This is a genomic window from Rhizobacter sp. P2_H3 (assembly GCF_056403355.1).
The window spans coordinates 45,374-64,350 of the sequence record NZ_JBFUFQ010000006.1 but is presented as its reverse complement, the minus strand read 5'-3'; the positions used below and the strand labels follow the sequence as shown (position 1 = coordinate 64,350).

Genomic DNA, 18,977 nt, shown 5'->3' with positions numbered 1-18,977 from the left:
TCATCGCCGATGGCCGACGACTACGCCAAGCTGCTGAACCCCGAGCGTGCACTGGTCTTCCGCATCATCCATCGCGCGAACCTGCCCTGGGTGCTGCAGCACGGCCTGCATTGTGGCAACAGCGCCACGCGCTCGGATCAGTGGGTGAGCATCGGCAATCAGGAGTTGATCGGCAAGCGTGCCCACTGGCCGGTGGCTGTCGAGCCGGGCGGCGTCTTGAACGACTACGTGCCCTTCTACTTCACCCCCTTCTCGGTGATGATGCACAACATCAACACGGGCTGGAACGGCGTGCCCCGGCATGCCAAGCCCGACATCCTAATATTGGTGGCCAGCCTGCGTCGACTGGTGGAGTCGGGCCTGACGGTGCTGTTCACCGACAGCCATGCCAACAACCCGCTGGTGAACTACTACCGTGACCCTGCGCAACTCGACCGCATCGACTGGCCCATCCTGCAAGCACGCGACTTCAAGCGGGATCCGGAGGATCCGGCCAAGTTCGCCCGCTATCAAGCCGAGGCCCTGATCCACCGGCATTGCCCGCTGCAGGGGTTGTCGGGGGTTGTCTGCTTCGACGAGGGCGTCAAAATCGAGGTCGAACAGGCCGTGGCGACGGCCCAGGTGCAGCTGCAGGTGGCAGCGCGGCCCAGCTGGTACCTCTGATGATCCACTACACCCAAGGCAATCTGCTGGAATCCAAGGCCCAGGCCCTCGTGAACACGGTCAACACCGTGGGCATCATGGGCAAGGGCATCGCCTTGATGTTCAAGGAACGGTTCGCGGAAAACTTCCGGCTGTACGCACAAGCCTGCAAGGCCGGCGATGTGCACACCGGGCAGATGTTCGTGACCGAACCGCGCGAACTCGACGGGCCGCGATGGATCGTCAACTTCCCGACCAAGCGGGACTGGCGCGGCAACTCGCGGCTGGAATGGATTGTCGAAGGGCTCCAGGACCTGCGTCGCTTCCTGGTGGAGAACCAGGTGAGTTCCATCGCCATCCCGCCGCTGGGCGCCGGCCATGGCGACCTGGATTGGCTCCTGGTGCGGGATCAGATCGAGCAAGCCCTGAACGACCTGGACGTCGAGATCACCGTCTTCGAGCCGACACGCACGTACCAGAACGTCGCCAAGCGTCACGGCGTGGAGGAGTTGACCGCCGCGCGAGCGTTGATTGCCGAGCTGGTGCGCCGCTACTGGGTGATGGGTTTCGAGTGCAGCCTGCTTGAAGTGCAGAAGCTGGCTTGGTTCCTCGACCGCGCACTGGACAGAGATGYGTCCGGCAACAACCCATTGAAGCTGCGATTCGAGGCGAACAAGTTCGGCCCCTACGCGCATGGTTTGACCAAGCTTCTGGACAAGCTGGACGGCAGCTACCTGGGTAGCGAGAAACGCATGGGCGATGCCAGGCCGTTCGATGTCGTGTGGTTCAACGAACAGCGTGCGCCGCTGGTTCAGGCTTACCTGCGCAGCGAGGCTCAGCCCTACTTGCGCGCGCTGGAAGAGACGTCGGCACTGATCGACGGTTTCGAATCGCCCTATGGCATGGAGCTGCTGGCCACGGTCGACTGGCTGTTGGCGCGCGGCGACGTGGAGCCTACGGTTGGGGCAGTGCGCGACGGTTTGGCGCACTGGCCCCATGAGGGTGGTGCCGAACGCAAAGTTCGGCTGTTCGATGAACGTGCCGTCCGCATCGCGCTGGACAGGCTCCTGCGCCATGCGCAGAACCACCAGGGCCTGCCGCGGACCGTTGCCGGATGAGCGAGTACACCGAGGTCGAGCAGCCCTTCCTGGCGCAGCTGGCTGCGCAGGGCTGGACCGTCATCGATCAGGGCCCGCAGCTGCCGCAGGACGCAGCGCCCAGCCAGCGCCCGAGCTTCCGGCCTTGGTGGCTGCCCGGCGTGTTCCGCGACGCCGTGCGCGCCCTCAACACCTTGCCCGACGGCGCGCCCTGGCTCACCGAGCGCCAGCTCGACGACCTGGAGTCGCAGCTCTTCCGTCAGCCCCAACGCACGCTGCTGGAGGCCAACCAGGCCGTGCACGATCTGCTGCTGAAGGCGCAGGTCGACGTGAACGAAGCCACCGACGAGGTGGACCCGGTGGTGAAGCTCATCGACTTCCAGCACCCTGAGCGCAATCGCTTCCACGCGATCAATCAGTTCCGAATTGCCACGCCAGGCTGCGTGCGCGAGTTCATCGTGCCGGACATCGTGCTGTTCGTGAACGGCATTCCCTTGGTGGTGGTGGAGTGCAAGAAAGGTTCGGCCACCTGCGCCAACCCCATGCAGGAAGCCTTCGTGCAGTTGCAGCGCTATATGCGCCGCCGCGCCGAGACGGAAGCTGCAGGCCTGAGAGAGGGCGAGCCCCGGCTCTTTCACAGCAACCTGCTGCTGGTGCGCACCAGCGGGCTGGAAGCGGACTACGGCAGCATCAGCTCCGGCGAGGAGCACTTCTACGCCTGGAAGACGCTGTACCCCGCCGACGATGGTGCCCGGGCCGGCATGAACCCGCAACAACAGCTGGTGGCGGGCATGCTGGTGCCGGCCAACCTGCTGCAGATTGCGAGAACCTGCACCGTCTTCATGGACACCGACGCCGGCACGAGGGTGAAGGTGGTATGCCGCTACCAGCAGTTCCGCGCTGCGGGCAAGATCGTGCGCCGACTGCGCACCGGGCACTCGGCGACCGAGCGCAGCGGCGTCGTATGGCACACACAGGGGTCGGGCAAGTCGCTCACCATGGTGTTCGTGGCCCGCATGCTGCGCGCCAGCATCGACCTGAGCGATTTCAAGATCGTGCTCGTCAACGACCGACAGGATCTGGAGGAACAACTCGGCCAGACTGCCACGCTGATCGGCGGGCGAGTCAACGTGATCGGCAGCACGCAAGATCTGCGGCGGCACCTGGCCACAGACAGCTCGGACATCAACATGGTGATGGTCCACAAGTTCCAGGAGCGTGAACAGGTGCTCAGCAACGCGGTGGCCGAAGCGCTGGGCACCTATCGAGCCATGCCGGCGGGCAAAACCTTCGGCGTGGTGAACACCAGCGAGCGCATCGTGCTGCTGATCGACGAAGCCCATCGCACCCAGGGCTCGGACCTGGGCGAGAACCTGTTCGAAGCCTTTCCCAACGCCACGCGCCTGGCCTTCACGGGCACGCCGCTGATCACCGATCGCCACGGTGAGCGCAAGACGCACAAGCGATTCGGCGAGTACATCGACACCTACAAGCTGTTGGACGCGGTGAACGACGGCGCCACGTTGCAGATCTTGTACGAAGGCCGCACGGCCGACAGTGCACTGAACGAGAAGCACGCCTTCGACGAGAAGTTCGAGGACTTGTTTCGCGACCGCAGCGAGGAAGAGCTGGCGGCCATCCGCAAGAAGTACGGCGCAACCGGCGACATTCTGGAGGCCCAGGCGCGCATCAATGCCATTGCGCGCGACCTCGTGCGGCACTACGTGGACAACATCCTTCCCAACGGCTTCAAGGCACAGGTGGTGTGCCACTCCAAGCTGGCCTGCGTGCGGTACCAGGAGGGCATCGATTCAGCCATCGGCGAGAGACTGGCGGCCGAACGGGCCAAGACCCGGCCGGACGGCGAATTGCTCCGCCGACTTGCATTCCTGAAGACGGCAGTGGTGGTGTCGTCTGATGGCACCAACGAGGCGGCATACATCACGCACGCCCGCAAGCAGTCCGCAAGGCTGAACGCGGTGGAGAACTTCTGCAAGGCTTTTGACCTCGACGACCCGGACAAGTCGAATACGGGCATCGCATTCCTGATCGTCTGCGACATGCTGCTGACCGGCTTTGACGCGCCGATCGAGCAGGTGATGTACATCGACAAGCGGCTGCGCGAGCACACGCTGCTGCAAGCCATCGCCCGCACCAACCGAGTGAAGCGTGGCAAGCAGCGCGGCTACATCGTGGACTACATCGGCCTGGCCAACCACCTGACCGAGGCGTTGAGTCTGTACACCGCCAGCGAAGAGCTTCAGGAATTGCACGACGGGCTGAAGAGCATCACCACCGAACTGCCGGTGCTGGAGGAGCGCTACCACCGACTGCTGCAGCACTTCACTGCCCGCAGCGTGACCGGCATCGAGGCCTTCGTCACCGGCAAGTTTGGCGACCTTCGACAGGATGCTGCCGTGGTGCACGCAGCGGTGAAGGCCCTTGCCGACGAGCGCTACCGGGCCGACTTCGAGGTGTATCTGAAGAAGTTCCTGTTGAGCCTGGACATCATCCTGCCGCATGCTTCGGCGCAAGGCTTTCGGGTGCCGGCCAAGCGCTTTGGCTACATCCTGCAAGTGGCCAAGGAGCGCTACAAGGATGAGAGCCTGCAATTGGGCGATGCAGGCGAGAAGGTGAAGGCGCTGATCAACGAGCACCTGGTCAGCCTCGGCATCAATCCCAAGGTGCCACCGGTGGAATTGTTGGCCGAGGACTTCCTGCAGCGGCTGCAGCAGCACGCCGACGGCAACGACGAGGCCAAGGCCAGTGAGATGGAACATGCCATCCGCAAGCACTGCACCGTGCACCACGACGAAGACCCGGCGTTCTACAAGAAGCTGTCCGACAAGGTGGATGCGCTGATTGAACGCCACCATGACGCGTGGGACCTTCTGGTGGAGAAGCTGGAGGAACTGCGCACCGAAGCAATGGCCGGCCGCAAGCAAGGCATGGACGGACTTGGTACCGAGGCAAGCACCTTCTACGAACACTTGGCCGACGTGGCCTATGGCAGTACCGGCATGCCATCGACGGACCTGCCAACCTTCAAGGCATTGATGGTCACGTTGGTGGAACTGCTGCAGGACACCATCGGCAGCATCGACTTCTGGCAGAGCGCGGACAAACAGAAGCGCCTGCGCGGCGAGATCAAGGCCGCCATCGCGCGCGCCGGCTTGGACTCCATGCTGGTACAGCGTGAGCGCGTGGCTGTTGAAGTGATGAAGCTGGCGAAGAACCGCCACGACCACCTATTGAAGGCTACGAGCGATGCAGGCTGAGGCCCCGACCATCGTGCGCAAGGTGAAAGACATCGAATACCGGCTGATACCCGGTACGGCACGGCAAACCACTGACATCGTGATCGAGCGCGACGGCTGCGTCACCGTGCGCCCGCCTGCGCGCATGACGCCCGAGCAAGTGGACGAAACCGTGCTGAGCCGTCGGCATTGGATCTACCGGAACTTGGCGGAATGGCGCGACCTGAACGCCACGCGCGTCGTACGCGAGTGGGTGAACGGTGAGAGTTTCCTCTACCTGGGAAGCGCCTACCGCTTGCTGCTGGTGACGGAACAGGACGAGCCTCTGCAGCTGAAGGACGGTCGCTTCTGCCTGCTGCGCACTGTCGTGGAGCAGGGCGGCAAGACGGCAGCGCAGGACGCGTTCCGCGACTTTTACGTCGCCAGAGGCACTGCGCGCCTGGCCCAGCGCATCAAGCACTTCGCGCCGCGCGTAGGTGTGCAGCCCGGCCCACTACAGGTGAAGGAGCTGGGCTACCGCTGGGCCAGCAGCCTGTCGCGTGGCGCACTGCACTTCCATTGGAAGTGCCTGATGGCACCGCCCAAGATCGCGGACTACATCGTCGTCCACGAGCTATGCCACATGCACCATCGCGATCACACCGAACTCTTCTGGAACGAGGTGGACAAGGTGATACCGGACTACCGGGAGCGGAAGGAATGGCTGCGGCAGCGGGGAGCGGGGATGAGTCTGTGAGATTCTCAACGGTGCCGACCGAGGGAGCTGCTGCGCTTGGCTTGATTGCAAGCTGAAACCCCTCCCCACCAACTCTCTGGGGTCGCTACGAGGCACCGCAGTCAACACGCAAAGATAATCCCAGGCGAGTTGGCGAACCGTCTTGAATCGCATGATTGTCGCAGCAGGTCATCAGCGTGATAGCGGACGCCTTCAATCAATCCACGCTAGCCCATCGACTTGGGTTCATATCGCTTAAGAATGCGGGATGCCTGAATTCACGGAAATTGCCGGGGGGTTTGCATGACCGCACTGACGACTCAACAGCGAAAGGCACTCAGAAGCTATCTGCACAGGTGGAAAATCACGTCACCTTCCCATATTGAAATACCCGACAGTGCGACCGCTCAATTCTGCGACGTGCTACTCCAATCCCAGCCGTGGAGTGACATGTGGTCGATCGACGACGTAAAAGATGTAGTTTCTGAAATACAGGGAGATTTATTCCATAAGGCATGTGATCAAACCCTAGCAATGCCCGCTCTCATACGCGCCGAACTTGAAAGACGCCTCGAAGCGGAGTTTGAATCGTATCCAAAGGACTACCTTGTGTATGTCGAACTCCCGGGATTAGATCCTCGACAGCTCGGTGCGGAAGTTCTTGTCCTGTCTGACCAAATTTCTTTGATTAATACGCGCGCACCTCTTCAGTATGTAGAAAGATTAGTGCGACCAAGTCTCGTTGCCGATGTTGACCATCTATTGAAAGATGTGGAATCGATGGATGAAGCGTTCGAGGCGCTTCGGCCAATCAATTCTTGTCTTCTGAAGCAAGACTCCGTCTACCTACGCATCTCGGAATCTGGTGCATTGCCGAGCTTTACTTCTGAGCAAGAGCCTGCTTTTCTGTCGCGTACACTGGCAACAGTAAAAATATTTCTACTTTATGGGCTGGAGATTGGCCTCTTAGACCGTCGTAATATTTTCCGCTACAAACACAACGATCCTGGTCCGAGAACCATCGTGCATGCTGCAATTCATGCAATCAACAGCGAGGAAAAGCAGACGGTGGAAATTCCGCGGGATTTCGAGAATTTTCTTTGTGGCCTGACTTTCAGCAACTCATATGAAGAGAATACGGAACGATTCCAATGTAATGGCTTCGAGCGTGAGCTCCGGCCGGTTTCTCGATTCCTGTCAATTCTTCCTGTAGATGCCTATGCGCGCCGTATCGCCGCCGGAATTGAATGGCTCCTCGATTCGCTTCTTGCGACCAATCAAACAACGTCGTTGCTGCAAAGCTGCATTGGCATCGAAGCTATCCTTGGAGATGAGAATCCGGTAGCGTATGAATCCGGAATTACAGCGCGCCTCTCAGAGCGGTTCGCTTATTTGATGGGGACCAGTATCCATAACAGGAGGGAGCTACGAGATCAGTTCCGAACCATATTTGCAAAGAGAGGTGACCTCGTTCACGCGAGAAGGCATCGGCTACCTCCACATGACTTGAAAATAGTCCAAGCCGCGCAAAGAATGTTGCAGGAACTCATTCGCAAAGAGCTAACTCTTTTTCTTGACTTGCCAATCACCACCTTAAGCAAAATGAATACGGTCGACATTAAGTCGAATTTAAAACCGTTTTAGGCGTAGCTCGGAGAGAAGTCAGGAACTGACGAAATCAATTAGTCGCTAGCTCAAGAGGCCGCGCTCTGGTGAATCTCGACTGAGCGACGCCGGCTGTAATAGCCAAGTCGCCCTGCCGAAAATCATAGCGTGAGTCGCATTTATTTCGTCACTGCGGTGCGCGCAAAAAGCCTACACATCGATATTCGAAGCCCTCAACGCATTCGCCTCGATGAAATCCCGCCGCGGCTCCACCTCGTCGCCCATCAGCATCGTGAACACCCGATCCGCCTCGATCGCGTCGTCGATCTGCACCTTCAGCAGGCGCCGCACGGTCGGGTCCATCGTGGTCTCCCACAGCTGCGCCGGGTTCATCTCGCCCAGCCCCTTGTAGCGCTGGCGGCCCACCGCCGATTCGGCCTGCTGGATCAGCCAGGCCATCGCCTGGCGGAAGTCGCTGACCTTGGCGTCCTTCTGCTTCTCGCCCTCACCGCGCTTGACCACCGCCTCGCTGCTCACCAGCCCCTTGAAGGTCTGGMCCGCCGTCGACAAGGCCTCGTAGTCGGCGCCGTGCACGAAGTCGGCGCTGATCACGCTGCTCTTGCGGTTGCCGTGGTGCATGCGGCTGATGCGCAGGATGTGCTTGTCGGTGCGGGCATCGAACTCGGCCGTCACCTCGGCATCGTGCAGCGCGCCCTTCAGCGCCGCCGCCGACACCTCAGCCGCCTCCAACGTGTCCAGGTCGAGCGCCAGGCCGTTGGCCATCGCGCGCAGCGCCTCGATGTCCATCCAGTTCGACAGCCGCTCCACCACGTTGTTGGCCATCACGTACTGCCGTGCCAGCGTCTCGAGCGTCTCGCCCAGCAGCACCGTGCCGCCGACACCCGTCTCGAGCTTCGCATCCTTCAGCGCCACCTTCAGCAGGTAGGCGTCCAGCTCGTGCCCGTCCTTCAGGTACTGCTCTTCCTTGCCGAGCTTCACCTTGTAGAGCGGCGGCTGCGCGATGTAGATGTGGCCGCGCTCGACGATCTCCGGCATCTGCCGGTAGAAGAAGGTCAGCAGCAGCGTGCGGATGTGCGCGCCGTCCACGTCCGCGTCGGTCATGATGATGATGCGGTGGTAGCGCAGCTTGTCCGGGTTGAACTCGTCCTTGCCGATGCTCGTGCCCAGCGCGGTGATCAGCGTCAGGATTTCATTGCTCGTCAGCAGCCGCTCGAAGCGCGCCCGCTCGACGTTCAGGATCTTGCCGCGCAGCGGCAGGATCGCCTGGAACTTGCGGTCGCGGCCCTGCTTGGCCGAGCCCCCTGCGGAGTCGCCCTCCACGATGTAGATCTCGCAGAGCGCCGGATCCTTCTCCTGGCAGTCGGCCAGCTTGCCCGGCAGGCCCATGCCGTCGAGCACGCCCTTGCGGCGCGTCATCTCGCGCGCCTTGCGGGCCGCCTCGCGCGCCCGCGCCGCCTCGACGATCTTGCCGCAGATGATCTTCGCGTCGACCGGGTTCTCCAGCAGGTAGTCGGTCAGCGCCTTGCTGACCACGTCTTCCACCGGGCCGCGCACTTCGCTGGACACCAGCTTGTCCTTGGTCTGGCTGCTGAACTTCGGCTCCGGCACCTTCACGCTCAGCACGCAGCACAGGCCTTCGCGCATGTCGTCACCGGTGATCTCGACCTTGGCCTTCTTCGCCAGCTCGTTGTCCTCGATGTACTTGTTGATGACCCGCGTCATCCCGGCACGCAGGCCCGTCAGGTGGGTGCCGCCATCACGCTGCGGAATGTTGTTGGTGAAGCAGAGGACGTTCTCGCTGTAGCCGTCGTTCCACTGCATCGCCACCTCGGCGGTGATGTTGGTGTTCTGGTCCGACAGCTTGTCGCCGGTGGCGTGGAAGATGTTCGGGTGCAGCACCTTCTTGCCGGTGTTGATGAAGTCGACGAAGCCCTTCACGCCGCCGATGAAGGCGAAGTTGTCTTCCTTGTTGTTGCGCTCGTCGACCAGCCGGATCTTGACGCCGTTGTTCAGGAAGCTCAGCTCGCGCAGCCGCTTGCTGAGGATGTCGTAGTGGAAGTCGATGTTGTTGAAGATCTCGTCGTCCGGCAGGAAGTGCACCTCGGTGCCGCGCTTCTCGGTCTCGCCGGTGATCTTCATCGGGCTCACCTCGAAGCCGTCGCGCATCTCCAGCACGCGGTCCTGCGGCACGCCCTTGCGGAACTCGATGAAATGCGTCTTGCCGTCGCGCCGCACCGTCAGGCGCAGCCACTTCGACAGCGCGTTCACGCACGAGACACCCACCCCGTGCAGGCCGCCCGACACCTTGTAGCTGTTCTGGTTGAACTTGCCGCCGGCGTGCAGCTCGGTCAGCGCGATCTCGGCCGCACTGCGCTTGGGCTCGTGCTTGTCGTCCATCTTGACCCCGGTCGGGATGCCCCGGCCGTTGTCGGTGACGCTGATCGCGTTGTCGCTGTGGATCGTCACGACGATGTCGTCGCAGTAGCCGGCCAGCGCTTCGTCGATCGAGTTGTCGACCACCTCGAACACCAGGTGGTGCAGCCCGGTGCCGTCGGAGGTGTCGCCGATGTACATGCCCGGGCGCTTGCGCACGGCCTCCAGGCCTTCCAGGATCTGGATGCTGCCTTCGCCGTAGGCGCTCGACACTGCATCTGCAGCCGCCTTCTTGGCGGCACCGTCGTCGGGAGTGTTCAGGGAATCGGTCATCGCGGTGTTGAACTCATGGAATGCACAGGGTACGGGCGGGCGGCACGCGGATCGTCAGATCCGCATCGGCATCACCACGTACTTGAAGCCCGCCTGCTCGGGCACGGTGAACAAGGCGCTGGAGTTGGTGTCCTGCAGCTCCAGCTTGACCATCTCGACGCTCATGTTGGCCAGCGCGTCCATCAGGTAGGTGACGTTGAAGCCGATCTCGATCGCGTCGCCGTCGTAGTCGACCTCGAGTTCTTCCTTGGCCTCTTCCTGCTCGGCGTTGCTCGACGCGATGCGCAGCACGCCCGGCTCGATGTTGACGCGCACGCCCTTGAACTTCTCGCTGGTCAGGATGGCGGCACGCTGCAGGCTGGCCAGCAGCGGCGCACGCCCGAGCGTCACGTGGTTCTTGTGGTTCTTCGGGATCACGCGGTTGTAGTCGGGGAACTTGCCCTCGACCAGCTTGGTGACGAACTCCATGCCGCTGAAGCTGAACTTCGCCTGGTTGCCGGCAAAGCGCATCTCGATCGGGCTGTTCTCCTTGTCGTCCTTCTCGTCCTTCAGCAGCCGCTGCAGCTCGAGCACGGTCTTGCGCGGCAGGATCACCTCCTGCTTCGGGATCTCGACGTCGAGGTTGGCCTGCGCGAGCGCCAGGCGGTGGCCGTCGGTCGCGACCAGCGTCAGGCTCTTGCCCTCGGCGACGAACAGGATGCCGTTCAGGTAGTAGCGGATGTCGTGCACCGCCATCGCGAAGTGCACCTGGTTGATCAGCATCTTCAGCGTCTTCTGCGGCACGCTGAACACCGGGCCGAAGTCGGCCGCTTCCTGCACCAGCGGGAAATCGTCGGCCGGCAGCGTCTGCAGCGTGAAGCGGCTCTTGCCGCCTTGCAGCGTCAGCTTGTTCTGCGCGGTGCTCAGCGTGACGATCTGGTCGGCCGGCAGCGAACGCAGGATGTCGATCAGCTTGCGCGCACCGACGGTGGTCGCGAAGTTGCTCGCGTCGCCGTCGAATTCGGCGGTGGTACGCACCTGGATCTCCAGGTCGCTGCTGGTCAGCTCGACCTGGCTGCCGGTTTTGCGAATCAGCACGTTGGCCAGGATCGGCAAGGTATGCCGACGTTCGACGATGCCGGACACGGCCTGCAGGGCTCCCAACACTTTTTCTTGCGCTGCCTTCAAGACAATCATGTCAACCTCTTAATTTAGTCGTCTTAGTAGAGGAAACGCGTTCCTTGTGGAGAACGCCATTTTCCCCTTTTCCATCAACCGCTTACAGACCTCGAAACCCTGTGTGCAGAGGCCCCTGAACTTCGGGACTCGCGCACAACAACTTCCTGGAACCCGCCTGGCCTGTGGACATCTCCGGTGTTGTTCGAGAGTTGTCCCCAGGCTTGTGCTTTGACATCCCCACGCGTTGGTGTCAGTCGAAACGTTCAGCCCTTCAATGTCTGTTCCAGCACGTGCAGCTGCTGGTTCAGTTCGGTGTTCTTCTGGCGCTCGCCGGCGATCTTGCGCACCGCGTGCAGCACCGTCGTGTGGTCACGCCCGCCGAACAGCTCACCGATCTCCGGCAGGCTCTTCTGCGTCATTTCCTTGGCCAGGTACATCGCGATCTGGCGCGGCCGGGCGATGCTGGCCGGCCGCTTCTTGCTGTACATGTCGGCGACCTTGATCTTGTAGAAGTCGGCGACGGTCTTCTGGATGTTCTCGACGCCGACCTGGCGGTTCTGGATCGACAGCAGGTCCTTCAGCGCCTCGCGGGCGAGCTGGATGTTGATGTCCTTGTGCGAGAACCTTGAGTACGCAAGGATCTTGCGCAGCGCGCCTTCGAGCTCGCGCACGTTGGCGCGCACGTTCTTCGCGACGAAGAAGGCCACGTCCTCCGGCATCGCGGTGCCCTCGGCATCGGACTTGCGCATCAGGATGGCCACGCGCATCTCCAGCTCTGGCGGCTCGATCGCCACCGTGAGTCCGGCGTCGAAGCGCGAGGTGAGTCGCTCGTCGATGTCCACCAGCCCCTTCGGGTAGGTGTCGCTCGTCATGATGATGTGGGCGCGCTTGGCCAGCAGCGCCTCGAAGGCGTTGAAGAACTCCTCCTGCGTGCGCTCCTTGCCGGCGAAGAACTGCACGTCGTCGATCAGCAGCAGGTCGAGCGAGTGGTACTTGGCCTTCAGCTCGTCGAAGGTCTTGCGCTGGTAGTTCTTGACGACGTCGGTGATGAACTGCTCGGCGTGCAGGTAGAGCACGCGGGCGTCGGCGCGGTCGGCCAGCAGCGCATTGCCGACGGCATGCACCAGGTGGGTCTTGCCGAGGCCGACGCCGCCGTAGATGAAGAGCGGGTTGTACATCTGCCCGGGCGCGCCGGCCACGTGCAGCGCCGCGGTGCGGGCCATCTGGTTCGCGCGGCCGGCGACCAGCGAGCCGAAGGTCAGCGCGGGGTTCAGGCGGTGGCGCGGCAAGGCCGCATTGGCGGCGGAGGGGCTGCGCGGTACGGCGACGGTGGGCGCACCCACCGTCGCGACCTCGGCGCCGCCGCCATGGCCGATGCCGCTCGACCGTGCCGGCCCGAGCGCGCGGGCGATCGGCACCGGGCCATCGCTGCGGAATCCGCTGACCGGCACCGGGTTGTCGCGCGGCGCGAGCATCAGGTCGAGCCGCACCGGCTTGCCGGCCAGCTCGCTCAGCACGGCCTCGATCCGGCCGGCGTACTGGTTGCGGATCCAGTCGAGCTTGAACCGGTTGGGCACACGCAGTGATGCCACCGCGCCGGAGATGCCTTGGTCAGTGACGTCGGCAGCAGGCAGCGGGCGGATCCAGGTGTTGAATTGTTGTTCGGGCAGTTCGGCTGCCAAACGCTCGCAGCCGCGCTGCCAGAGATCAGCGCTCATGTTGTGGAAAAGTTCTTCTCGGAGCGGCCGGATTCTACGGTGCAACGGGCCCGCCGGGCGAGGTTATCCACAGTCTTGTGCAGCCGGATGAAACCGGCGCGCGGGCGCATGCCACCGTGTAAGTCTTTGACTTGGCAGGGGGTTTTTGGTGTAATAGTGGGTTTCCCGAAGGCCCGGCTCTTGTGACCTTGATGATCAAGGTGAGCAGCATGCAGGGTCGAGTCGTGTGGTGATCACATTGAAGATCACATGGCTTGGGACCCCCTTCAGCAGGACTGATCATCATGAAACGCACCTACCAAGCTTCGAAGACCCGCCGCGCCCGCACCCATGGTTTCCTCGTGCGCATGAAGACGCGCGGCGGCCGCGCCGTCATCAACGCGCGCCGCGCCAAGGGCCGCAAGCGCCTGGCCGTCTGAGGCCTGTCGCTGTAAGCGCAACAGCAGCCGCAGTCAGCGCATCCACGGCGGCACCCCCCGTTTCGGCAACGGGTGCGGCGTTGGATGCAGCAACGCCGGCCGTGGCGTCCAGGGCGTCACCGTGATCGGGCGAATCGTTCAATCGGTTGATTTCGAGCGCGTGCTCGCGGCGCCCACCCGGGCCCGCAGCACGCATTTCGCCGTCCATTTCCTCGCCGCCCGGCCTGCTGTCAAAGTGGCCGCTGTTCGTGCAGCTGCCCACAAGTTGTCAACAGGCGAGGCACCTCAACAGGGCAAAGCTGTGGATGACTTGCCTGAAGGCGCCTGCTGGCTGGGTGCGGTGGTGCCCAAGCGGCATGCCCGCCGGGCCGTCACGCGCAACCTGCTGAAGCGTCAGATCCGTCGCGTCGTGCATGCGCAGGCCGGCTTGCCGAGCGGCTTGTGGGTGATCCGGCTGCGCAGCCCGTTCGATCGCAAGCTGTTCCCGAGCGCTGCATCCGACGCGCTGCGCACCGCGGCTGGTACCGAGCTGCTGGCGGTGATGGCGCGCGCTGCCCGGACCGGAGCCTGACGATGTCGCGGCTGGTCGTGCAGTTGAAGTCCGCGCCGCAACGCCTGTTGATGGCGCTGGTGCGCGGCTACCGCTTCTTCCTGAGCCCGTGGCTCGGCAGCGCGTGCCGTTTCGAGCCGACCTGCTCGGTGTATTCGCTGCAGGCACTCGAGCGGCACGGCGCGATCGGTGGCAGCTACCTGACGCTGCATCGGCTGGCGCGTTGCCACCCGTGGTGCAATGGCGGCCACGATCCGGTGCCCGAGCGGCTGGCCGGCCTGTTCACCCGCCTTGAGGCGCAGCGTTCCGGCCCCAACTCCGGCGCAGCTGCGGCCTCCCGTCCCCCTTCTTCCCCCCTTTCCCGCGAAGAGACTCTTCCATGACCGATATGCGCCGCACCCTGCTGTGGGTGGTGTTCTCGATGTCGCTCGTCCTGCTCTGGGACGCGTGGAGCCGGCACAACGGGCAACCGTCGCTGTTCGGGCCGCAGCCGGTGACGGCGCCGGTCGCCGCAGCCGGTCCCGGCAGCGCCCCGGCCGGCGTGCCGGCGGCCCCGGGATCGGTCGCGTCGACCACGGCGGCCGTGCCCGCTGCGCCGGCGGCGTCGGCGGTGCTGGCCGAGCGGGTCGAGATCCAGACCGACCTGGTGAAGGCCACGCTCGACAGCAAGGGCGGCACGCTGGTGCGCGTCGAGCTGCTGACGCAGCATGAGCAGCTGCAGAAGGACCTGTGGCAGAAGGTGCAGGAGCTGGTCGGCCTCGCGCCGCGCCATGACGAGCAGTTCGAGAAGAAGAACGTCGTCGTGCTCGATGAATCGGCGCAGCGCCTGTATGTGGCGCAAAGCGGCCTGATTCCCGCGGCGGGCGGCAGCGGCCTGCCGAACCACCTGACGGTGATGAGCCTGGTGCCCGGCGAGCGCAAGCTGAAGGATGGCAGCAACGAGCTGCAGGTGCGCTTCGAATCGCCGGTGGTGAACGGCGTCAAGCTGGTCAAGACCTACACCTTCAAGCGCGGCGACTACGTGATCGGCGTGCACAACGAGGTCACCAACGCGTCGGGTGCGCCCGTCAACGCGCGGCTGTACCTGCAGCTGGTGCGCGACGGCAACGACGGCACCGGCGGATCGAGCTTCTACTCCACGTTCACCGGCCCGGCGATCTACGACGAGACCAAGCACTTCACGAAGGTCGATTTCAAGAGCATCGAGAAGCGCGGGCCGAAGGACGTGCCCGATCACGTGACGACGGCCGAGACCGGCTGGGTCGCGATGGTGCAGCACTACTTCACCTCGGCCTGGCTGATCGACAAGCCCGACGCGAAGCAGCCGCGCGAGTACTTCACCGGCAAGGCCGACGTGACGAACGACGTCACCGGCGGCCCGGCGCACGTCTACCAGGTGGGCATGACGGTGCCGCTGGGCGACATCGCGCCGAACGCCACGAAGACCTTCGACGCGCAGCTGTTCGTCGGCCCGCAGGAAGAGCACAAGCTCGCCGAACTCGCCCCCGGCCTCGAGCTGGTGAAGGACTACGGCTACTTCAAGGTGCTGTCCGAGCCGCTGTTCTGGGTGCTGACCCAGCTGCACAAGCTGATCGGCAACTGGGGCTGGTCCATCATCTCGCTGGTCGTGCTGCTGAAGATCGCGTTCTACTGGCTCAACGCCAGCGCCTACCGCTCGATGGCCAAGATGAAGGCCATCAACCCGAAGGTGATGGAGCTGCGCGAGCGCCTGAAGGACAAGCCTCAGCAGATGCAGCAGGAGATGATGCGCATCTACCGCGAGGAGAAGGTCAACCCGATCGGCGGCTGCCTGCCCATCATTGCGCAGATGCCGTTCTTCATCGCGCTGTACTGGGTGTTGCTGTCGACGGTGGAAATGCGCAACGCGCCGTGGATCGGCTGGATCACCGACCTGTCGGCCAAGGACCCGTACTTCATCCTGCCGCTGCTGATGACGCTGTCGAGCCTGCTGCAGACCTGGCTGAACCCGACGCCGCCGGATCCGGTGCAGGCCAAGATGATGTGGATCATGCCGCTGGTGTTCTCGGTGATGTTCTTCTTCTTCCCGGCCGGCCTGGTGCTGTACTGGCTGACGAACAACATCCTGTCGATCGCGCAGCAGTGGCTGATCAACAAGCAGCTGGGCGTGCTGGGCAAATAGCAACCTCAGGTTGCCCCCGCGCTTGCGGCCCCCCAAGCGGGGGCTTGTTGCAAGAGGCGGTCGGCGCGACGATCCAGCCATGGAACGACGGCAGCTCGCCGCCCTTCCACCAGTTCAATGCGGGGCAGACCCGCTGCCGTGATCTCGGCAGCGGCTCGGGAGGATGATTCGGATCGCAGCATGCTGCACCGGCGCTTCCCCCCGCGCCATCTTCAACCCGGGCCACGCCGTGTGCGTGCCCGGGTTTGTCGTTTCTGGACGGCCTTCCAGGACAATCACCGCCATGCTGCCGCGCCACCACGACCCCGTCATCGCCATCACCACCGCGCCCGGCCGCGGCGCCGTCGGCATCGTGCGTGCCTCGGGCCGCGACCTGAAGCCGCTGGTCGACGCGCTGTTCGGTCGCGCACTGGCGCCGCGGCACGCCACCTACCTGCCCTTCACCGATGCACAGGGCCAGGTGATCGACCGCGGGCTGGCGCTGTACTTCCCGGCCCCGCATTCGTACACCGGCGAAGACGTGCTCGAACTGCAGGCGCACGGCGGCCCGGTCGTGCTGCAGTTGCTGCTCGCGCGCTGCCTGGAAGCCGGTCGCGCGGTCGGGACAGGGACAGGGACGGGGATGGGGCTGCGCCTGGCCGAGCCGGGCGAGTTCACCGAGCGCGCCTACCTGAACGACAAGCTCGACCTCGCGCAGGCCGAAGCCGTCAGCGACCTGATCGAAGCCAGCACCGAGGCGGCGGCGCGCTCGGCCAGCCGTTCGCTGAGCGGCGCGTTCTCCGACGAAGTGCATGCGCTGCGCGATCGGCTGGTCTCGCTGCGCATGCTGGTCGAGGCGACGCTCGATTTCCCGGAGGAAGAGATCGACTTCCTGCAGAAGGCCGACGCGCTCGGCCGCCTGCGCAGCATCGCGGCCGATGTCGCGGGCGTCCTCGGCCGCGCGCGCCAGGGGGCGCTGCTGCGCGAGGGCATGCAGATCGTGCTGGCCGGGCAACCGAACGTCGGCAAGAGTTCGCTGCTGAATGCGCTGGCCGGTGCCGAGCTGGCGATCGTGACGCCGATCCCCGGCACCACGCGCGACAAGGTCAGCGAGACCATCCAGATCGACGGCGTGCCGGTGCACGTGATCGACACCGCCGGGCTGCGCGAGGCCGGCGACGAGGTCGAGCGCATCGGCATCGCGCGCAGCTGGGAGGCGATCGAGCGGGCCGATGCGGTACTGTTCCTGCACGACCTGACGCGGCGCGGCGAGCCGGGCTACGACGCGGCCGAGGCGCAGATCGCGGCGCGGCTGCCGCCGCCGCAACGCGACGGCGAACGCATCGTGCACGTCTACAGCAAGAGCGACCTGGCGAAGGCGCAGGATCTGCCGACCGGTGCAGGCCACCACCTTGCGCTGTCGGCCCGCACCGGCGAAGGCCTGGACGCACTGCGCCGCCTGCTGCTGCAACTGGCCGGCTGGCATGCCTCGCCCGACGGGTTGTTCATCGCGCGCGCCCGCCATGTCGACGCGCTGCGGCACACCGCGGAGCATCTCGCGTTGGCACTCGAACTCGCGACCTCGCCCGACCCGGCGCTCGACCTGCTGGCCGAAGAACTGCGCCTTGCGCAGACGGCGTTGTCGCAGATCACCGGCGAGTTCACGTCAGATGACTTGCTGGGCGAGATCTTCAGCCGCTTCTGCATCGGCAAGTAGCACTTTTTGTCACACGGGCCCCGACAGACGGGACCGTGACGGTGACCGACGGGCACAACTTTTGCCATGCGCTGTTGTGGTGCCCGTCACACACGCTGATAATCGCGTCACTTTCACGCACTTGTCCCGCAAGTACGCGTCACACCACACAGAGGACACGATGGAACTGCAGCAGCTGGTACAAGCGATTCAGACGTTGAATGCGGAAGACGCCTTTCGCGCGCGTTTGACGCTCGACCAGTGGCGGGTCATCGGGCCCTACCTCACGCGCCACGACATCCGCGCCGGCGACCTGCTGATCAAGCAGGGCGATTCCGACCGGAGCATGTATTTCCTCGGCCAGGGCTCGCTGCAGGTCTTCGTGACCGGCGGCCCGCCCGGCAGCAACCGCATCGCGATCCTGCGCGCCGGCTCGGTGATCGGCGAACCGGCGCTGTTCCTCGACGGCCCGCGCATGGCCAACGTCGAGGCGATGACGCCGTGCATCGTGTGGGCGCTGCGCGGCCCGCGCCTGGAAGAGCTGGCCCAGCGCACGCCGGCCCTCGCGCTCGAGCTGGTGCGGGCTGCCGGCTCGGTGATGGCGCTGCGCATGCGCGCCAACATCACGCGCCAGACCCCGATCACCTGAGTCGGATCCTCCGGTCCCGGGCGGGCGTCAATGCCCGCCGAAATCGACCAGCGTGAACAGCGGCAGCCCGGCCTCGCGCAGGCGCTGCGAGCCCTGCAGCTCCGGCAGGTCGACGATGGCCGCGCCTTCGATCACCACCGCGCCGAGCCGCTGCAGCAACCGCATGCCGGCCATCATCGTGCCGCCGGTGGCGATCAGGTCGTCGACCAGCACGATGCGGTCGCCGGGCTTCACCGCATCGGTGTGCATCTCGACGGTGGCCGAGCCGTATTCCAGCTCATAGGTCTCCTGCACCGTCGTGAACGGCAGCTTGCCCTTCTTGCGGATCGGGATGAAGCCGACGTTGAGCTCGTAGGCCAGCACCGAGCCGATGATGAAGCCGCGCGCGTCGAGCCCGGCGATCGCGGTCGGCCGCACGTCGAAATAGCGGTGCACGAACTCGTCGATCAGGATGCGGAAGGTGCGCGGATCGGCCAGCAGCGGCGTGATGTCGCGGAATTGCACGCCCGGCTCCGGCCAGTCGGGCACGGTGCGGATGCTGCGCTTGATGGTGTCGCGCGCTGATTCGAGGGGGCTGGCTGCGGTCATGGGGGATTCACCGTCG

General features: G+C 64.1%; 15 protein-coding genes. 11 read left to right on the top strand and 4 right to left on the bottom strand.

Annotated elements, in window-relative coordinates; all coding sequences use genetic code 11:
• Positions 1–9 precede the first annotated feature (9 nt).
• The 5 genes from darT to AC1D1T_RS02315 all read left to right on the top strand — a co-directional run bounded on the left by darT (position 10) and on the right by AC1D1T_RS02315 (position 7,355).
• On the top strand, positions 10–663 hold the full coding sequence (darT, locus tag AC1D1T_RS02335; protein ID WP_477824912.1) for a type II toxin-antitoxin system toxin DNA ADP-ribosyl transferase DarT: 654 nt from the start codon (positions 10–12) through the stop codon (positions 661–663).
• Positions 663–1,760, top strand: coding sequence for a type II toxin-antitoxin system antitoxin DNA ADP-ribosyl glycohydrolase DarG (gene darG, locus AC1D1T_RS02330; protein WP_477991316.1), 1,098 nt, complete (start codon positions 663–665; stop codon positions 1,758–1,760). The genes darT and darG overlap by 1 nt, the downstream gene beginning before the upstream one ends.
• Complete coding sequence (locus tag AC1D1T_RS02325) at positions 1,757–5,017, top strand: type I restriction endonuclease subunit R (RefSeq protein WP_477991314.1); 3,261 nt, start codon at positions 1,757–1,759, stop codon at positions 5,015–5,017. Before darG ends, AC1D1T_RS02325 begins: the two co-directional genes overlap by 4 nt.
• The gene (locus AC1D1T_RS02320) at positions 5,007–5,732 is read left to right on the top strand and encodes a M48 family metallopeptidase (RefSeq protein WP_477824915.1); all 726 of its coding nucleotides are present in this window, start codon (positions 5,007–5,009) and stop codon (positions 5,730–5,732) included. The genes AC1D1T_RS02325 and AC1D1T_RS02320 overlap by 11 nt, the downstream gene beginning before the upstream one ends.
• Positions 5,733–6,014: 282 nt before the next feature.
• Complete coding sequence (locus AC1D1T_RS02315; RefSeq protein ID WP_477991312.1) at positions 6,015–7,355, top strand: hypothetical protein; 1,341 nt, start codon at positions 6,015–6,017, stop codon at positions 7,353–7,355.
• A 171-nt stretch (positions 7,356–7,526) separates the two neighbouring features.
• Here AC1D1T_RS02315 and gyrB read toward each other — a convergent pair whose 3' ends face one another.
• The 3 genes from gyrB to dnaA all read right to left on the bottom strand — a co-directional run bounded on the left by gyrB (position 7,527) and on the right by dnaA (position 12,919).
• Positions 7,527–10,043 carry a DNA topoisomerase (ATP-hydrolyzing) subunit B gene (gene gyrB / locus AC1D1T_RS02310; RefSeq protein WP_477991310.1) on the bottom strand — a complete coding sequence of 839 codons (2,517 nt, stop codon included), beginning with the start codon at positions 10,041–10,043 and terminating at the stop codon, positions 7,527–7,529.
• 54 nt (positions 10,044–10,097) lie between these two features.
• Positions 10,098–11,219 carry a DNA polymerase III subunit beta gene (gene dnaN / locus AC1D1T_RS02305; RefSeq protein WP_047503784.1) on the bottom strand — a complete coding sequence of 374 codons (1,122 nt, stop codon included), beginning with the start codon at positions 11,217–11,219 and terminating at the stop codon, positions 10,098–10,100.
• Between the two features lie 245 nt (positions 11,220–11,464).
• Positions 11,465–12,919: a chromosomal replication initiator protein DnaA gene (dnaA, locus tag AC1D1T_RS02300; protein WP_477827634.1), complete on the bottom strand. Its 1,455-nt coding sequence runs from the start codon at positions 12,917–12,919 to the stop codon at positions 11,465–11,467.
• Between the two features lie 284 nt (positions 12,920–13,203).
• Between dnaA and rpmH the strand changes: the two genes are divergently transcribed.
• From rpmH to AC1D1T_RS02270, 6 genes are all read left to right on the top strand, one after another.
• Positions 13,204–13,338, top strand: a complete 135-nt coding sequence (gene rpmH, locus AC1D1T_RS02295) for a 50S ribosomal protein L34 (protein ID WP_047486751.1) — start codon at positions 13,204–13,206, stop codon at positions 13,336–13,338.
• Between the two features lie 121 nt (positions 13,339–13,459).
• A complete protein-coding gene (locus tag AC1D1T_RS02290) occupies positions 13,460–13,909 on the top strand; it encodes a ribonuclease P protein component (protein ID WP_465110104.1) in 450 nt (149 codons plus the stop codon).
• 2 nt (positions 13,910–13,911) lie between these two features.
• The gene (gene yidD / locus AC1D1T_RS02285; RefSeq protein WP_477838331.1) at positions 13,912–14,271 is read left to right on the top strand and encodes a membrane protein insertion efficiency factor YidD; all 360 of its coding nucleotides are present in this window, start codon (positions 13,912–13,914) and stop codon (positions 14,269–14,271) included.
• Entirely contained in the window at positions 14,268–16,049 is a 1,782-nt protein-coding gene (gene yidC / locus AC1D1T_RS02280) for a membrane protein insertase YidC (RefSeq protein ID WP_047503791.1), read from the top strand. The genes yidD and yidC overlap by 4 nt, the downstream gene beginning before the upstream one ends.
• Before the next feature lie 283 nt (positions 16,050–16,332).
• Positions 16,333–17,745, top strand: a complete 1,413-nt coding sequence (gene mnmE / locus AC1D1T_RS02275) for a tRNA uridine-5-carboxymethylaminomethyl(34) synthesis GTPase MnmE (protein WP_047503794.1) — start codon at positions 16,333–16,335, stop codon at positions 17,743–17,745.
• Between the two features lie 160 nt (positions 17,746–17,905).
• The gene (locus AC1D1T_RS02270; protein WP_047503796.1) at positions 17,906–18,373 is read left to right on the top strand and encodes a cyclic nucleotide-binding domain-containing protein; all 468 of its coding nucleotides are present in this window, start codon (positions 17,906–17,908) and stop codon (positions 18,371–18,373) included.
• Positions 18,374–18,400: 27 nt separating this feature from the next.
• On the opposite strand, the gene AC1D1T_RS02265 is transcribed toward AC1D1T_RS02270, so the two are convergent.
• On the bottom strand, positions 18,401–18,961 hold the full coding sequence (locus AC1D1T_RS02265; RefSeq protein WP_047503799.1) for an adenine phosphoribosyltransferase: 561 nt from the start codon (positions 18,959–18,961) through the stop codon (positions 18,401–18,403).
• Positions 18,962–18,977: the final 16 nt, after the last annotated feature.